14 protein-coding genes are annotated in these 15,629 nt (G+C 71.8%); 10 read left to right on the top strand and 4 right to left on the bottom strand.

Translation table 11 applies throughout. The annotated features are described in order from the left end of the window. The first annotated feature begins 42 nt into the window (after window positions 1–42). The 6 genes from dxr to AB0M16_RS30900 all read left to right on the top strand — a co-directional run bounded on the left by dxr (window position 43) and on the right by AB0M16_RS30900 (window position 7,220). Window positions 43–1,347 (top strand): 1-deoxy-D-xylulose-5-phosphate reductoisomerase, encoded by a 1,305-nt coding sequence (dxr, locus tag AB0M16_RS30925; RefSeq protein WP_365348806.1) that lies wholly within the window; start codon window positions 43–45, stop codon window positions 1,345–1,347. Beyond that, window positions 1,344–2,648, top strand: a complete 1,305-nt coding sequence (locus AB0M16_RS30920; protein WP_365348804.1) for a site-2 protease family protein — start codon at window positions 1,344–1,346, stop codon at window positions 2,646–2,648. The genes dxr and AB0M16_RS30920 overlap by 4 nt, the downstream gene beginning before the upstream one ends. A gap of 105 nt (window positions 2,649–2,753) precedes the next feature. Continuing rightward, window positions 2,754–3,911 carry a flavodoxin-dependent (E)-4-hydroxy-3-methylbut-2-enyl-diphosphate synthase gene (gene ispG, locus AB0M16_RS30915; protein ID WP_365348802.1) on the top strand — a complete coding sequence of 386 codons (1,158 nt, stop codon included), beginning with the start codon at window positions 2,754–2,756 and terminating at the stop codon, window positions 3,909–3,911. A gap of 116 nt (window positions 3,912–4,027) precedes the next feature. Continuing rightward, window positions 4,028–4,873 (top strand): GNAT family N-acetyltransferase, encoded by an 846-nt coding sequence (locus AB0M16_RS30910; RefSeq protein WP_365348800.1) that lies wholly within the window; start codon window positions 4,028–4,030, stop codon window positions 4,871–4,873. A gap of 21 nt (window positions 4,874–4,894) precedes the next feature. Then, window positions 4,895–5,437, top strand: a complete 543-nt coding sequence (locus tag AB0M16_RS30905) for a GNAT family N-acetyltransferase (protein WP_365348798.1) — start codon at window positions 4,895–4,897, stop codon at window positions 5,435–5,437. Window positions 5,438–5,519: 82 nt separating this feature from the next. Beyond that, window positions 5,520–7,220, top strand: coding sequence for a proline--tRNA ligase (locus AB0M16_RS30900; RefSeq protein ID WP_365348796.1), 1,701 nt, complete (start codon window positions 5,520–5,522; stop codon window positions 7,218–7,220). 63 nt (window positions 7,221–7,283) lie between these two features. On the opposite strand, the gene AB0M16_RS30895 is transcribed toward AB0M16_RS30900, so the two are convergent. Genes AB0M16_RS30895 through AB0M16_RS30880 form a run of 4 tightly spaced genes read right to left on the bottom strand, consistent with a single transcriptional unit; the run spans window position 7,284 to window position 10,182 of the window. Then, window positions 7,284–8,249: a slipin family protein gene (locus tag AB0M16_RS30895; protein ID WP_365348794.1), complete on the bottom strand. Its 966-nt coding sequence runs from the start codon at window positions 8,247–8,249 to the stop codon at window positions 7,284–7,286. Window positions 8,250–8,302: 53 nt separating this feature from the next. Next, a complete protein-coding gene (locus AB0M16_RS30890; protein WP_365348792.1) occupies window positions 8,303–9,190 on the bottom strand; it encodes an aminoglycoside phosphotransferase family protein in 888 nt (295 codons plus the stop codon). Window positions 9,191–9,214: 24 nt separating this feature from the next. Further along, window positions 9,215–9,631: a ferritin-like domain-containing protein gene (locus tag AB0M16_RS30885; protein ID WP_365348790.1), complete on the bottom strand. Its 417-nt coding sequence runs from the start codon at window positions 9,629–9,631 to the stop codon at window positions 9,215–9,217. Beyond that, window positions 9,628–10,182: a hypothetical protein gene (locus AB0M16_RS30880; RefSeq protein ID WP_365348786.1), complete on the bottom strand. Its 555-nt coding sequence runs from the start codon at window positions 10,180–10,182 to the stop codon at window positions 9,628–9,630. Before AB0M16_RS30880 ends, AB0M16_RS30885 begins: the two co-directional genes overlap by 4 nt. Before the next feature lie 164 nt (window positions 10,183–10,346). On the opposite strand from AB0M16_RS30880, the gene rimP reads away from it, so the two are divergent. From rimP to infB, 4 genes are all read left to right on the top strand, one after another. Beyond that, on the top strand, window positions 10,347–10,853 hold the full coding sequence (gene rimP, locus AB0M16_RS30875) for a ribosome maturation factor RimP (RefSeq protein WP_365348784.1): 507 nt from the start codon (window positions 10,347–10,349) through the stop codon (window positions 10,851–10,853). Between the two features lie 2 nt (window positions 10,854–10,855). Continuing rightward, on the top strand, window positions 10,856–11,857 hold the full coding sequence (gene nusA / locus AB0M16_RS30870) for a transcription termination factor NusA (protein WP_365348782.1): 1,002 nt from the start codon (window positions 10,856–10,858) through the stop codon (window positions 11,855–11,857). Window positions 11,858–11,959: 102 nt separating this feature from the next. Then, window positions 11,960–12,238, top strand: coding sequence for a YlxR family protein (locus AB0M16_RS30865; RefSeq protein WP_365348780.1), 279 nt, complete (start codon window positions 11,960–11,962; stop codon window positions 12,236–12,238). Window positions 12,239–12,399: 161 nt separating this feature from the next. After that, window positions 12,400–15,462: a translation initiation factor IF-2 gene (infB, locus tag AB0M16_RS30860; RefSeq protein WP_365348778.1), complete on the top strand. Its 3,063-nt coding sequence runs from the start codon at window positions 12,400–12,402 to the stop codon at window positions 15,460–15,462. The last annotated feature ends 167 nt before the right edge of the window (window positions 15,463–15,629 follow it).

The following is a 15,629-nucleotide window of genomic DNA, read 5'->3' as shown; positions in this document are numbered from 1 at the left end:
CGGTGTGAAAGGCGCACAGTCTTTGCGGCAAGAATGGGGGGCATGAGCGACCGCCCCTCTCCTCTCGCCGACCCGCACATCGCCTTCGACGTATCCGAAGGGCGCCGGGACATCGTCGTCCTCGGTTCGACCGGGTCCATCGGCACCCAGGCCATCGACCTGGTCCTGCGCAACCCCGACCGCTTCCGGGTCACCGCCCTCGCCGCCTCCGGCGGGCGCATCGGGCTGCTCGCCGAGCAGGCGCACCGGCTGCGGGTCGACGCGGTCGCCGTCGCCCGCGAGGAAGCGGTGGCGGAGCTCCGTACGGCCCTGAAGGCGCTGTACGGCTCCGAGCCGCTGCCCGAGATCCTGGCGGGCCCGGACGCCGCCACCCAGCTCGCCGCCTCGCCGTGCCACACGGTCCTCAACGGCATCACCGGCTCCATCGGCCTGGCGCCCACCCTCGCCGCCCTGGAGGCCGGCCGCACCCTCGCGCTGGCCAACAAGGAGTCGCTGATCGTGGGCGGCCCGCTGGTGAAGGCGCTGGCGAAGCCGGGCCAGATCATCCCGGTCGACTCCGAGCACGCCGCGCTGTTCCAGGCGCTGGCCGCCGGAACCCGCGCCGACGTCCGCAAGCTGGTCGTCACCGCCTCCGGCGGCCCCTTCCGCGGCCGTACCCGCGAGGAGCTGGCGAACGTGACCCGCGAGGACGCCCTCGCCCACCCGACCTGGGCGATGGGCCCGGTCATCACGGTCAACAGCGCGACCCTGGTGAACAAGGGCCTGGAGGTCATCGAGGCCCACCTGCTCTACGACATCCCGTTCGACCGCATCGAGGTCGTGGTCCACCCGCAGTCGTACGTGCACTCCATGGTCGAGTTCACCGACGGCTCCACCCTCGCCCAGGCCACCCCGCCGGACATGCGCGGCCCGATCGCCATCGGCATCGGCTGGCCCGAGCGGGTCCCCGACGCGGCCCCCGCCTTCGACTGGACCAAGGCCTCCACCTGGGAGTTCTTCCCGCTCGACGACGAGGCCTTCCCGTCGGTGAACCTCGCCCGGCACGTCGGCACCCTCGGCGGCACCGCCCCGGCCGTCTTCAACGCGGCCAACGAGGAGTGCGTGGACGCCTTCCTCGCCGGAAGGCTGCCCTTCAACGGAATCATGGATACCGTCACCGCAGTCGTCACCGAGCGCTTCGGATCCGTGGAAGAGGAAAAGAGCACGGCCGAAGGCGGAGCGGAGCGGGGCGGGGACCCGGGCAAGGGAACCTCGCTCACGGTGTCGGACGTCCTGGAAGCGGAGACCTGGGCACGCGCCCGGGCCCGGGAACTCGCGGCGAAGGCAATCGCGGAGGCGCGCGCATGACCATTCTCCTGACCGTCCTCGGCATCGTGCTGTTCGCGGTGGGACTCCTCGTCTCCATCGCATGGCACGAGCTGGGCCACCTCTCCACGGCCAAGCTCTTCGGCATCCGGGTGCCGCAGTACATGGTGGGCTTCGGCCCGACCATCTGGTCGCGGAAGAAGGGCGAGACGGAGTACGGCATCAAGGCCATCCCGGCCGGCGGCTACATCCGCATGATCGGCATGTTCCCGCCCGGCAAGGACGGCCGGATCGAGGCCCGTTCGACCTCCCCCTGGCGCTCCATGATCGAGGACGCCCGCGAGGCCTCCTTCGAGGAGCTGCAGCCCGGTGACGAGGAGCGGCTCTTCTACACGCGCAAGCCGTGGAAGCGCGTCATCGTCATGTTCGCCGGCCCGTTCATGAACCTGGTCCTCGCGGTCGTGCTGTTCTTCGGCAGCGCCATGGCCATCGGCTTCGAGACCCAGACCACCAAGGTCGCCGGCGTCACCAACTGCGTCATCGACCAGAGCGAGAAGCGCGACACCTGCAAGCCGAGCGACCGCCCCTCGCCCGCGAAGGCGGCCGGGCTCCTCAAGGGCGACCGGATCGTCGCCTTCAACGGCGAGCGCGTCTCCGACTGGAACACCCTCTCCGACCGCATCCGCGCCCACACCGGCCCCGTCACCGTCACCGTCCAGCGCGACGGCAAGGAGCTGGAGCTCCACGCGACGCTCCTGGAGAACAAGGTCCTCAAGAAGGACGCGGACGGCAACGTCGTCCAGCCCGCGCAGTACGTCTCCGCCGGCTACCTCGGCTTCGAGTCCGGCCGCGAGGTCGTCCCGCTCACCTTCGGCCAGTCCGCCGAGCGGATGACCGACCAGCTCCAGGCCGGCGTCGAATCCGTCCTCGCCCTGCCGAGCAAGATCCCCGCCCTGTGGGACGCCGCCTTCGGCGACGGTGAGCGCAAGCAGGACTCGCCGGTCGGCGTCGTCGGCGCCGCCCGGATCAGCGGCGAGCTGATGAGCGTCGAGGCCCCGCCGCAGACCCGGCTGGTCTTCTTCCTCCAGCTGGTCGTCATGTTCAACGTGTCGCTGTTCCTCTTCAACATGCTTCCGCTGCTCCCGCTCGACGGCGGCCACATCGCCGGCGCCGTCTGGGAGTCGCTCCGCCGGCACACCGCGCGGATCTTCAAGCGGCCCGACCCGGGCCCGTTCGACGTGGCGAAGCTGATGCCGGCCGCGTACGTGGTGGCGGGCGTGTTCGTCTGCTTCACCCTGCTCGTCCTCGTCGCCGACATCGTCAACCCGGTGAAGCTGACCTAGCGCGCACCCGGCCGGACACCCCCTGCGGTGTCCGGCCGCCCGCCCCCGGGGCGGTAATCTCGAAGACCTGAGCCCGATGAACCACACCTTGGGGTTGTACAGCTGATGACCGCGATCTCTCTCGGTATCCCGACCGTTCCGACCCGGCTCGCCGAACGGCGCAAGAGCCGCCAGATCCAGGTCGGATCGGTGGCCGTCGGCGGCGACGCCCCCGTGTCGGTGCAGTCGATGACCACCACCCGCACCTCCGACATCGGCGCCACGCTCCAGCAGATCGCCGAGCTGACCGCCTCCGGCTGCCAGATCGTGCGCGTGGCCTGTCCCACCCAGGACGACGCCGACGCCCTCGCGACCATCGCGAAGAAGTCGCAGATCCCGGTCATCGCCGACATCCACTTCCAGCCGAAGTACGTGTTCGCCGCGATCGACGCCGGCTGCGCCGCGGTCCGGGTCAACCCGGGCAACATCAAGCAGTTCGACGACAAGGTCAAGGAGATCGCCAAGGCGGCCTCCGCGGCCGGCACCCCGATCCGGATCGGCGTCAACGCCGGCTCGCTCGACGCCCGTCTGCTCGCCAAGTACGGCAAGGCCACCCCCGAGGCGCTCGTCGAGTCCGCCCTCTGGGAGGCCTCCCTCTTCGAGGAGCACGGCTTCCGGGACATCAAGATCTCGGTCAAGCACAACGACCCCGTCGTGATGGTCAACGCCTACCGCCAGCTCGCCGCCCAGTGCGACTACCCGCTGCACCTCGGCGTCACCGAGGCCGGCCCCGCCTTCCAGGGCACCATCAAGTCCGCCGTGGCCTTCGGCGCGCTGCTCGCCGAGGGCATCGGCGACACCATCCGGGTCTCCCTCTCCGCCCCGCCGGCCGAGGAGATCAAGGTCGGCATCCAGATCCTGGAGTCGCTCAACCTGCGCCAGCGCCGCCTGGAGATCGTCTCCTGCCCGTCCTGCGGCCGTGCCCAGGTCGACGTCTACAAGCTCGCCGAGGAGGTGACCGCCGGCCTGGAGGGCATGGAGGTCCCGCTCCGCGTCGCCGTCATGGGCTGTGTCGTCAACGGCCCCGGCGAGGCCCGCGAGGCCGACCTCGGCGTCGCCTCCGGCAACGGCAAGGGCCAGATCTTCGTCAAGGGCGAGGTCATCAAGACCGTCCCCGAGTCGAAGATCGTCGAGACCCTCATCGACGAGGCGATGAAGATCGCCGAGCAGATGGAGAAGGACGGCGTCATGAGCGGCGAGCCGACGGTCTCGGTCGCCGGCTGACCACCCCGCCCGCGCAAGAAGCCCCTCCGCCATGGAGGGGCTTTTTTCGTACCCCCCCATCAGCGGGAACGGGGGTAAAGTGCCAGGACCAGCAGAACCGTACGGTGAGGCCCCACGTGTTGACGCAATCATCGACGCGGGTCCTCGAACCCGCCGACCTCGGCGCCGCGCTCGCCGTCCTGGAGAGCGCCCCCGTCGAGAACGCCTTCGTCACGGCCCGCGTCCAGCTCGCCGGGCTGGACCCGTGGCGCCTCGGTGGCGAGATGTGGGGCTGGTACACCGACGGGCACCTGACCTCGCTGTGCTACTCCGGCGCCAACCTCGTGCCCATCTGCGCCACCCCCGAGGCCGTCCGCGCCTTCGCCGACCGGGCCCGCCGCACCGGCCGCCGCTGCTCCTCCATCGTCGGCCCCGCCGAAGCCACCGCCGAGCTCTGGCGGCTCCTCGAACCCAGCTGGGGCCCGGCCCGCGACGTCCGCGCCCACCAGCCGCTGATGGTCGCCGAGGCGCCCTCCGCCACCGTCCCCTCCGATCCACTGGTCCGCCGGGTCCGCAAGGACGAGATGGAGGTGATCATGCCCGCGTGCGTGGCCATGTTCACCGAGGAGGTCGGCGTCTCCCCGCTCGCCGGTGACGGCGGACTGCTCTACCAGGCCCGGGTCGCCGAGCTCGTCGGCGCGGGCCGCTCCTTCGCCCGCATCGAGGACGGCAAGGTCGTCTTCAAGGCCGAGATCGGCGCCGCCACCCGGCAGGCCTGCCAGATCCAGGGCGTCTGGGTGGCCCCCGAGCACCGCGGCCGCGGCCTGTCCGAGACCGGCATGGCCGCCGTCCTCGCGTACGCGCTCGCCGACGTCGCGCCCGTCGTCAGCCTCTACGTCAACGACTACAACGCGCCCGCCCGGGCCGCGTACCGCCGCGTCGGCTTCCAGGAGGTCGGCGCCTTCATGAGCGTGCTCTTCTGAGCGGCTTGTAGGGTGCGGCGCATGGATGACACCGAGGTCGTGATCGCGCCGGTCAATCTCGCCGCACGGGTCGACGAGGCCCTGGCCGTGCAAGCCGTCGCCTTCGGCCTCGACGCCGCCGAGGTCGCCGTACGCCGGCACATCGTGCTGCGCCACCTCCTCAACCCCGGCGCGTGCGCCTACGGTGCGACGACCCCCGACGGGCGGCTCGTCGGCTTCGTCTACGGGATGCCCAACGACCGCTCCCACTGGTGGTCGACGATCGTGGAGCCGTACCTGCGCGCCCTGGGCAACGTCGAGTGGCTCGACGACTCCTTCGTCATCACCGAGCTGCACGTCCACCCCGGCTTCCAGGGCCGCGGCGTGGGCCGCGAGCTGATCACCACCATCACCGACCGCTCCGACCTGCCGCGCTCGATCCTCTCCGCGATCGACACCGAGAGCCCGGCCCGCGGCCTCTACCGCTCGCTCGGCTACACCGACCTCGCCCGGCAGGTCGTCTTCCCCAGCGCGCCCCGTCCATACGCGGTGATGGGCGCGCCCCTGCCGCTCAAGCGCCGGTAGTCGAAGGGTTACTGATTTCACCGAGCCGGGCTCGCCCGGCTAACCTCGGGGCCATCACCCAACCAGCAGGAGTACGAGAACCATGGCCAACGCACCGGTCCAGCGCATGTCCCAGTTGATGGCGAAGACGCTGCGCGACGACCCGGCGGACGCCGAGGTCCTCAGCCACAAGCTCCTCGTCCGCGCCGGCTACGTCCGCCGCACCGCCGCCGGCATCTGGAGCTGGCTGCCCCTCGGCAAGAAGGTGCTCTCCAACGTCGAGCGCATCGTCCGCGAGGAGATGGACGCCATCGGCGCCCAGGAGGTCTCCCTCCCGGCCCTGCTGCCCCGCGAGCCCTACGAGGCGACCGGCCGCTGGGAGGAGTACGGCGCCGAGCTGTTCCGCCTCCAGGACCGCAAGGGCGGCGACTACCTCCTCGGCCCCACCCACGAGGAGATCTTCACCCTCCTGGTGAAGGACCAGTGCTCGTCCTACAAGGACCTCCCGGTCACCCTGTACCAGATCCAGACGAAGTTCCGCGACGAGGCCCGCCCCCGGGCCGGCATCCTGCGCGGCCGCGAGTTCCTGATGAAGGACTCGTACTCCTTCGACCTGGAGGACGAGGGCCTCGCCCGGTCCTACGCCCTGCACCGCCAGGCCTACCAGCGCGTCTTCGAGCGCCTCGGCCTCGACTACCGCATCTGCGCCGCGACCGCCGGCGCCATGGGCGGCTCGAAGTCCGAGGAGTTCCTCGCCCCCGCCGAGGCCGGCGAGGACACCTTCGCCGACTGCCCGAACTGCGACTTCGCCGCGAACACCGAGGCGATCACGTACGAGCTGAAGGCCGTCGACGGCTCCGCGGTGCCGGCCGCCGAGGACATCCCGACGCCCGACACGCCCACCATCGAGACCCTGGCCGCCTCCCTCGGCGTCCCGGCCTCCGCCACGCTCAAGAACCTCCTCGTGAAGGTCGACGGCGAGATCGTCGCCGTGGGCGTGCCCGGCGACCGCGAGGTCGACCTGGGCAAGGTCGAGGCGCACTTCGCCCCGGCGACCGTCGAGATGGTCACCGAGACCGACTTCGCCGGGCGCGCCGACCTGGTCCGCGGCTACGTCGGCCCGCAGGGCCTCGACAAGGTGACGTACCTGGCCGACCCGCGCGTCGCGCCGGGCACGGCCTGGATCACCGGTGCCAACCAGGAGGGCATGCACGCGAAGAACGTCGTCGCGGGCCGCGACTTCGAGGTCGACGAGTACGTCGACGTCGTCGTCGTGCAGGAGGGCGACCCGTGCCCGAAGTGCGGCACCGGCCTGAAGCTGGACCGCGCCATCGAGATCGGCCACATCTTCCAGCTGGGCCGCAAGTACGCCGACGCCCTCAAGCTCGACGTCCTCGGCCAGAACGGCAAGCCGGTCCGCGTCACCATGGGCTCGTACGGCATCGGCGTCTCGCGTGCCGTGGCCGCCCTGGCCGAGCAGTCCGCCGACGACAAGGGTCTGTGCTGGCCCGCCGAGGTCGCCCCGGCCGACGTCCACGTCGTCGCCGCCGGCAAGGCCCTCCAGACCGAGCTGGCCCTGGAGGTCTCCGACAAGCTCTCGGCCGCCGGCCTCCGGGTCCTGGTCGACGACCGCGCCGGTGTCTCCCCGGGCGTCAAGTTCACCGACGCCGAGCTGATCGGCGTCCCGAAGATCCTCGTCGCCGGCCGCCGCTCCGGCGAGGGCGTCGTCGAGCTGAAGGACCGCCGCACGGGCGAGCGCGAGGAGCTCACCGTCGACGAGGCGATCGCCCGCCTCACCGCGTAACACCGACCGCCCGGAGGGGTGCGGGGCCCGGCGGCCCCGCACCCCTCCGGCGCACGGTCCCGCTCAGGCCCCGTCGTCCTCCCGGGGCGCCGGCTCCACCGACGCGCCCGTCAGGTCCTCGATCGCCTCCACCGCGTCCGCCCGGCCCGCGAGGTAGGCCTCGGACGGGGCCTCCGGCGGCACCGGCGGCGGCACCGGGGGCGCCATGAGGCCCGGCAGGGGCTCCTGGTTCACCGGCGGGTGCCCGGACTCCTGGTCCGGTGCGGCCGCGGGGGCCGCGCGCTCCAGGAAGCGGAGCAGCTCCACCGGGATCGGCAGCACCAGCGTGGAGTTCTTCTCCGCGGCGACCGCCATCACCGTCTGCAGCAGTCGCAGCTGCAGCGCCGCGGGTGCGTCCTCCAGGTGGTGCGCCGCCTCCGCCAGCTTCTTCGAGGCCTGCAGCTCCGCGTCCGCGTTGATCACCCGCGCCCGCCGCTCCCGGTCCGCCTCCGCCTGCCGGGCCATCGACCGCTTCATCGTCTCCGGCAGCGACACGTCCTTGATCTCGACACGGTCGATCGCCACGCCCCAGCCCATCGCCGGGCTGTCGAGCATCAGCTCCAGGCCCTGGTTGAGCTTCTCCCGGTTGGACAGCAGATCGTCCAGGTCGCTCTTGCCGATGATCGACCGCAGCGAGGTCTGCGCCATCTGCGAGACGGCGAACTTGTAGTCCTCCACCCGCACCAGCGCGTCCGCCGCGTCGACCACCTTGAAGTACACGACCGCGTCCACGCGCACCGTCACGTTGTCCCGGGTGATGCCCTCCTGCGCGGGCACCGGCATCGTGACGATCTGCATGTTCACCTTGTGAAGGCGGTCGATGACCGGCACGATCATCGTGAATCCGGGCGAACGGATCTCGTCGCGCAGCCGGCCGAAGCGGAAGACCACCCCGCGCTCGTACTGCTTCACCACACGTGCGGCTGCGCCCGCGTACACCGCGACCACCGCGGCGGCCGACGCGGCCGCCACCAACAGATCCTGGATCATCACGGCCCCCTAAGGGTTACAAAAAGGGTATTCCCCTCAGCCGTGCCGTGGACTCACAGCCAGCCCGCGAACTCCAGCAGCAGCTCCGCGTCCGCCCGCCGTCCGGCGCTCAGCGCCCGGGTCGCGGACTCCACCGCGCGGAACAGCGTCCAGCCGCGCAGCCGCTCCCGGTCGATCTCCAGGGAGTCCGCCAGCTTGTTCACCCGGCGCCGGGCCGCCGACGCGCCCGCCGACGCGGCCACCAGGTCCTCGACCCGGTCCCGGACCAGCCGTGCCAGGTCGTAGGCCCGCTCGCCGACCAGGGCTTCGGGGCCGACCGCGAGCCACGGGGTCCGGTCGCCGGCCAGGACCTTGCCCTGCCGGAAGTTGCCGTGCAGCAGCAGCGTCTCCGCCGGGCCGGCCACCAGCTCCTCCCGCGCGGCCAGCGCCGCGGTCACGAGGGCGCCGGTCTCGTCGTCCTCGGCGCCGTACCGCGCCATGCCCTCGGTCTGCCGCCCGGTGCGCTCGGCCACCGACTCGAAGCCGTGCCCGGCCGGCGGCTCCACCCACAGCTTCCGCACCGTCCCGGCCGCCTCCAGGAGCGCCTTCGCCTCCGGCAGGGAGCGCAGGGACACCTCGGGGTGCAGCCGCTCCAGGACCAGCGCGCCCTCCTGGGTCTCGTCGAGGACCCGGACCGCGCCCCAGCCGTTCCAGTGCGCGAGCGCGTCGCGCTCCAGGTCCGGACGGGTGAATCCGGGCGCGATCTTCACGACGGTGTCGGGGGCGAGGACGACGAGACTGCTGCGCCCGCCCGGGGCCACCACCCGCTCGGCGACCAGGCCGGCGTGCTCCAGCGCGTCCTGGGCGAGCTCGGGAAGCTTTCCGAGCCACTCGGCCGCGGCAGCGTCCCCGTACGTCTCGCCGAGAGCCCGCACCAGTCGCTGCGGCGGTTCGAAACCCATACGTGCGTTGTTCCTTCGTTCGGCTCAGGCCCGTTCGGCGAGCCCAGGAAAGGTTACGTCGCTGCCGCGCCAGCGGACCGCCCGCACCGCCGCCTCGCGCAGCGCCGCCGCCGCGTCCCGGCGCAGCGGGCCTTCGGCTGCGCGGACGAGGTCCGAGCAGACCCCGGCGACCCGGTCCTCCAGGACGGCCGCGAGGCGCACGGCGGCCGCCCGGTCCGGCACCGCGAACGGCAGCTCGTACGCGGCGGCCGCGGCGACCGGCTCGCCGCCCAGGTCCCGCACGGTGCGGCGCAGCGCGTCACGCCGGGCCCGATGGGCCTCGTAGGCGGCGGTCGCCTCGGCGCGCCGGGCCTCGCCGACACGGGCGCCGACGACCCCGTAGCCGTACACGGCGGCGTGCTCGGCGGCGAGGGCGGCCTGGGCCGCGTCGAGCGCGGTCATCCGCGTCCCCCTTCGGTCAGCAGATAGGCGTGGGCCGCGCCGGAGGCGGCGACGGAGGCGAGCAGCCGCGCGTACTCGGGCGGCGCGGTCAGCAGTGCGGCCGTATGGGTGTCGGCGGTGGCCCGTACGGCGGCGGCGAGCTCCCGGAGCGCGGCGGCCGGGTCGGCCGGCACCCGGACGAAGGCGAGGGAGCGGGAGGGTGAGGGGGAGGCGGAGGACGGGGCGGGGACGGACGACGAGGCGGCGGGGCCGGGTGCGGCGGCCGTGCCCCCTTCGGCCAGGGCCTTCACCTGTGCCGCCACCGAGGCCCGCAGCGGCGCGAGGCGCGCCGCGAGGGCCGGGTGTGCGTGGACGACCGCGTCGTACCGCAGCAGCAGGTCGCGACTCGTGGTCGCCGAGCGGGCGCGCAGGGCCGCTTCCGCGGCCGCCGCCCGTTCGGCGGCGGTCGGCTTCCGGGGGCCCTCTTCCCCGCCGGACGTGCAGCCCGCGAGCGTCATCGCCGTCCCCGCCGCGCCCGCCGTCAGGAGCGCGCGTCTGCCCACCGTCGTCACGCCTTCTCCCTCGCGCTCACGTTTTCGAAGATTCGAAGATCACCGCAGGCGAGCGTACCCGCGACCCCCGGCCCGGTGGACGGCAACACCCTCCGGGACCGGATACCCTTTGATCTGACACGCGACGAACCCACAACAGCACACGCGGCCGAGGAGTCACCCGGATGAGCACCACCCAGAGCGAACGGCTGCGCGGTCTTCTGGAGCCGCTCGTTCACGCGAAGGATCTCGACCTCGAAGAGATCGAGGTGTCCCGGGCCGGCCGCCGCGGACTGCTGAGGGTCATCGTCGATTCGGACGAGGGCGTCGAGCTGGACGCCTGTGCCGAGCTGAGCCGCGTCATCTCCGAGAAGCTCGACGAGACGGACGTGATGGGCGAGGGCGAGTACGTCCTCGAAGTCAGCTCCCCGGGCGCCGACCGCCCCCTCACCCAGCACCGCCACTACGAGCGCGCCACCGGCCGCCTGGTGAAGCTCCAGCTGACCCCCGAAGCGGGCGGCGGCGAGGTCGTGACCCGCATCCTGGCCGTGGACGAGAACGGTCTGGACACCGAGGTGCCGGGCGTGAAGGGCCGCAAGGCCACCGCCCGCCGGGTGGAGTTCGCCGAGATCGCCAAGGCGCGTGTCGAGATCGAGTTCAACCGCAAGGACAAGAAGGAAGAGGAGGCGTAGCCGTGGACATCGACGTGAAGCTCCTGAAGGGCTTGGCACAGGAGAAGGAAATCTCCTTCGAGATGCTGGTCGAGGCGATCGAGTCGGCCCTCCTCATCGCCTACCACCGCACCCCCGACGCCCGCCGGCACGCGCGCGTGGAGCTGAACCGGCAGACCGGTCACGTGACGGTGTGGGCGAAGGAAGACCCCTCCGATCTGGAGGAGGGCCAGGAGCCCAAGGACTTCGACGACACCCCGTCGGACTTCGGCCGGATCGCGGCGAGCACCGCCCGCCAGGTCATCCAGCAGCGTCTGCGGGACGCCGAGAACGACGTCACCTTCGGCGAGTACGCGCGCCGCGAGGGCGACATCGTGGCCGGCCAGGTGCAGCAGGGCAAGGACCCGAAGAACGTCCTCGTCAAGCTGGACGACAAGCTGGAGGCCATCCTTCCGGTGCAGGAGCAGGTGCCGGGCGAGGAGTACACGCACGGCCTGCGACTGCGCACGTACGTCGTGCGGGTGGCGAAGGGTGTCCGCGGTCCGTCCGTCACCCTGTCGCGCACGCACCCCAATCTGGTGAAGAAGCTGTTCGCCCTGGAGGTGCCGGAGATCGCCGACGGTTCCGTCGAGATCGCCGCCATCGCCCGAGAGGCCGGCCACCGCACCAAGATCGCCGTCCGTTCCACCCGTTCGGGCCTGAACGCCAAGGGCGCCTGCATCGGCCCCATGGGCGGCCGGGTGCGCAACGTGATGGCGGAGCTCCTCGGCGAGAAGATCGACATCGTCGACTGGTCGGACGACCCGGCCGAGATGGTGGCGAACGCGCTCTCCCCGGCCCGGGTCTCCAAGGTCGAGATCGTCGACCTGGCCGCCCGGTCCGCCCGGGTGACGGTGCCGGACTACCAGCTGTCGCTCGCGATCGGCAAGGAGGGGCAGAACGCCCGTCTGGCCGCGCGGCTGACCGGCTGGCGGATCGACATCCGCCCGGACACCGAGCAGCAGGGCGAGGGCTCGGCCCAGTAGCACGGCTGCCCGGTCCCGTACCGGCACTGATCCATTTTGGCCAACAACTGTTCGATTCTTGCCCCAAACGGGTGAGGTCGGTACGGGGAGGTAGACTTAAGCGTGTCTGGCCGGACGCATGCCCGCGTGTGCCCTGAGCGAACCTGTGTGGGATGCCGGGAGCGAGCGGCCAAGAGCGATCTGCTGCGGATCGTGGTGAATAAGGACGAGTGCGTTCCCGATCATCGCGGTACGCTGCCCGGCCGGGGTGCGTACCTGCACCCCGCCTCGGTCTGTCTCGACCTGGCGGTGCGTCGCCGGGCGTTCCTCAGGGCCTTCAAGGTCCAGGGGCCGCTCGACACCGCGGCGCTTCGCGCACACGTCGAGCAGGGCGCACCGTAGAGAAGTACGGCACAACAGATGTACGGCACGGAACCCCGTGCGGTCAGGTACCTCGCGAGTTGGAAGTAGGTCGAGATTGCGATGAGCACTCGATGAGTACGCGATGAGTACGCCCATGAAGTAGCAACGGTCCGGCGGTAACCGGACCTAAAAGGAGCGAAGTGGCTAAGGTCCGGGTATACGAACTCGCCAAGGAGTTCGGCGTGGAGAGCAAGGTCGTCATGGCCAAGCTCCAAGAACTCGGTGAATTCGTCCGTTCGGCGTCCTCGACGATCGAGGCGCCGGTCGTGCGCAAGTTGACTGATGCTTTGCAGGGTCCCGGCGGTGGCGCCGGCAAGACCGCTGCCAAGCCCGGCGCGCCCCGCAAGGCGGCGCCCGCCCCCAAGCCCGCGGCACCGGCTCCGGCCTCCGCGGCACGTCCCGCTGCCCCCAAGCCCGGCGCCCCGGCCCCCAAGCCGGCCCCCGCCGCGCCTGCGGCCCCGGTCACCCCGGCCGCGCCCGCGAGCAGCACCCCCTCTCCGGCTCCGGCCGCGTCGGGCCCCCGTCCGGGTCCGAAGCCCGCGCCCAAGCCGGCTCCGACCACCCCGGAGTTCACCGCGCCTCCGACGGCCCCGGCCGCCGGTCAGCGCCCCGGTGGCGCCACTCCCGGCCCGCGTCCCGCCGCTGCCCGTCCGGGCCAGCAGGCGCCGCGTCCGGGTCAGCAGGCCCCCCGTCCCGGCCAGCAGGCCCCGCGTCCGGGCGGTCGCCCGGCCGGCCCGCGTCCGGGCAACAACCCCTTCACGTCCGGCGGCTCCACCGGCATGGCGCGCCCGCAGGCGCCCCGTCCGCAGGGTGGCGCGCCGCGTCCCGGCGGCCCCGGTGCCCCGGGCGCCCCGCGCCCGCAGGGCCAGGGTGGCGTTCCCGGCGCCCCGCGTCCCCAGGGTGGCGCGCCGCGTCCGACCCCGGGTGGCATGCCCCGCCCGCAGGCTCCCCGTCCGGGCGGCGCGCCCGGCGGTAACCGTCCGAACCCGGGCATGATGCCGCAGCGTCCCGCTGCCGGCCCGCGTCCCGGCCCCGGCGGCCGTGGCCCGGGTGGCCCCGGCGGTCGTCCCGGTGGCGGCGGTGGCGGCGGCGGTCGTCCCGGCTTCGCCGGTCGTCCGGCCGGTCCCGGCGGCGGTGGCGGCGGCTTCGCCGGCCGTCCCGGCGGTCCGGGTGGCGGCGGCGGTCGTCCCGGTGGTCCCGGCGGCGGTGGCGGCGGCTTCGGCGGTCGTCCCGGCGGCTTCGGCGGCCGTCCCGGCGGTCCGGGTGGCCGTGGTGGCACGCAGGGCGCCTTCGGTCGTCCCGGCGGTCCCGCGCGTCGCGGTCGCAAGTCGAAGCGTCAGAGGCGCCAGGAGTACGAGGCCATGCAGGCCCCGTCCGTGGGCGGCGTGATGCTGCCTCGCGGCAACGGCGAGAGCATTCGCCTGTCGCGCGGTGCGTCCCTCACCGACTTCGCGGAGAAGATCGGCGCCAACCCGGCGTCGCTCGTCGCGGTCATGATGAACCTCGGCGAGATGGTCACGGCCACGCAGTCCGTCTCCGACGAGACGCTGCAGCTCCTCGGCGACGAGATGAACTACACCGTTCAGATCGTCTCGCCGGAGGAGGAGGACCGTGAGCTGCTCGAGTCCTTCGACATCGAGTTCGGCGAGGACGAGGGCGGCGAAGAGGCCCTGGTCTCCCGTCCGCCGGTCGTGACCGTCATGGGTCACGTCGACCACGGTAAGACCCGACTCCTCGACGCGATCCGCAAGACCAACGTGGTCGCGGGCGAGGCCGGTGGCATCACCCAGCACATCGGTGCCTACCAGGTCGGTACCGAGGTCAACGGCGAAGAGCGTCGCATCACCTTCATCGACACCCCGGGTCACGAGGCGTTCACCGCCATGCGTGCCCGTGGTGCGAAGTCGACCGACATCGCGATCCTCGTGGTCGCGGCCAACGACGGCGTCATGCCGCAGACGATCGAGGCGCTCAACCACGCCAAGGCCGCCGGCGTCCCGATCGTCGTCGCGGTCAACAAGATCGACGTCGAGGGCGCGGACCCGGTCAAGGTCCGTGGTCAGCTGACCGAGTTCGGTCTGGTGGCCGAGGAGTACGGCGGCGACACGATGTTCGTCGACATCTCCGCCAAGCAGGGTCTGCACATCGACTCCCTGCTGGAGGCCGTGGTCCTCACCGCGGACGCCTCGCTCGACCTGCGGGCCAACCCGAACCAGGACGCGCAGGGTATTGCGATCGAGTCCCACCTCGACCGTGGTCGCGGTGCCGTCTCGACCGTCCTCGTCCAGCGCGGAACGCTGCGCATCGGCGACACGATGGTCGTCGGCGACGCGTACGGCCGCGTCCGGGCGATGCTCGACGACAAGGGCAACAACGTCGAGGAGGCGACCCCGTCGACTCCCGTCCTGGTCCTCGGTCTGACCAACGTTCCGGGCGCCGGCGACAACTTCCTCGTCGTCGACGAGGACCGTACGGCCCGTCAGATCGCCGAGAAGCGCGCTGCGCGTGAGCGCAACGCCGCCTTCGCCAAGCGCGTCCGCCGGGTGTCCCTCGAGGACCTCGACAAGGTGCTCAAGGCCGGTCTGGTCCAGGAACTCAACCTCATCATCAAGGGCGACGCGTCCGGTGCGGTCGAGGCTCTCGAGTCCTCGCTGCTCCAGCTCGACGTCGGCGAAGAGGTCGACATCCGCATCCTGCACCGCGGTGTGGGTGCGGTGACCGAGTCCGACATCGACCTGGCCATGGGCTCCGACGCCATCGTCATCGGCTACAACGTCCGTGCGGCCGGCCGTGCCGCGCAGATGGCGGAGCGCGAGGGCGTCGACGTCCGGTACTACTCGGTCATCTACCAGGCGATCGAGGAGATCGAGGCGGCGCTCAAGGGCCTCCTCAAGCCGGAGTACGAAGAGGTCGAGCTCGGTACGGCGGAGATCCGCGAGGTCTTCCGCTCGTCCAAGCTGGGCAACATCGCCGGTGTCCTCATCCGCTCCGGCGAGGTCAAGCGCAACACCAAGGCGCGCCTCATCCGCGACGGCAAGGTCATCGCCGAGAACCTCAACATCGAGGGTCTGCGCCGCTTCAAGGACGACGTCACCGAGATCCGCGAGGGCTTCGAGGGTGGTATCAACCTCGGAAACTTCAACGACATCAAGATCGACGACGTCATCGCGACGTACGAGATGCGCGAGAAGCCGCGCGTGTAACACGCACAGCGCGTAGCCCGCGCGAAGCGCGGACCACCAGGTGTGGTGGTCGGGCGACGGGTGGGCTCGGGGCCGGTCGGCGGAAGTATTTCCGTCGATCGGCCCCGGCCTTTGCGTGTACGGTTTTGATGTTCCTGCCGGGCGAGGGCCCGGCAGGCCGTCGAACC

It is taken from the genome of Streptomyces sp. NPDC051921 (genome assembly GCF_040680975.1).
Lineage (GTDB): Bacteria > Actinomycetota > Actinomycetes > Streptomycetales > Streptomycetaceae > Streptomyces.
This window is presented reverse-complemented; position numbering and strand designations above follow the sequence as displayed.

What these genes read in the sequence shown, in the direction of transcription:
- dxr (WP_365348806.1), top strand. Translation starts at nt 43, where the DNA reads ATGAGCGACCGCCCCTCTCCTCTCGCCGACCCGCACATCGCCTTCGAC.
- AB0M16_RS30920 (WP_365348804.1), top strand. Translation starts at nt 1,344, where the DNA reads ATGACCATTCTCCTGACCGTCCTCGGCATCGTGCTGTTCGCGGTGGGA.
- ispG (WP_365348802.1), top strand. Translation starts at nt 2,754, where the DNA reads ATGACCGCGATCTCTCTCGGTATCCCGACCGTTCCGACCCGGCTCGCC.
- AB0M16_RS30905 (WP_365348798.1), top strand. Translation starts at nt 4,895, where the DNA reads ATGGATGACACCGAGGTCGTGATCGCGCCGGTCAATCTCGCCGCACGG.
- AB0M16_RS30900 (WP_365348796.1), top strand. Translation starts at nt 5,520, where the DNA reads ATGGCCAACGCACCGGTCCAGCGCATGTCCCAGTTGATGGCGAAGACG.
- AB0M16_RS30895 (WP_365348794.1), bottom strand. Translation starts at nt 8,249, where the DNA reads ATGATCCAGGATCTGTTGGTGGCGGCCGCGTCGGCCGCCGCGGTGGTC.
- AB0M16_RS30890 (WP_365348792.1), bottom strand. Translation starts at nt 9,190, where the DNA reads ATGGGTTTCGAACCGCCGCAGCGACTGGTGCGGGCTCTCGGCGAGACG.
- AB0M16_RS30885 (WP_365348790.1), bottom strand. Translation starts at nt 9,631, where the DNA reads ATGACCGCGCTCGACGCGGCCCAGGCCGCCCTCGCCGCCGAGCACGCC.
- rimP (WP_365348784.1), top strand. Translation starts at nt 10,347, where the DNA reads ATGAGCACCACCCAGAGCGAACGGCTGCGCGGTCTTCTGGAGCCGCTC.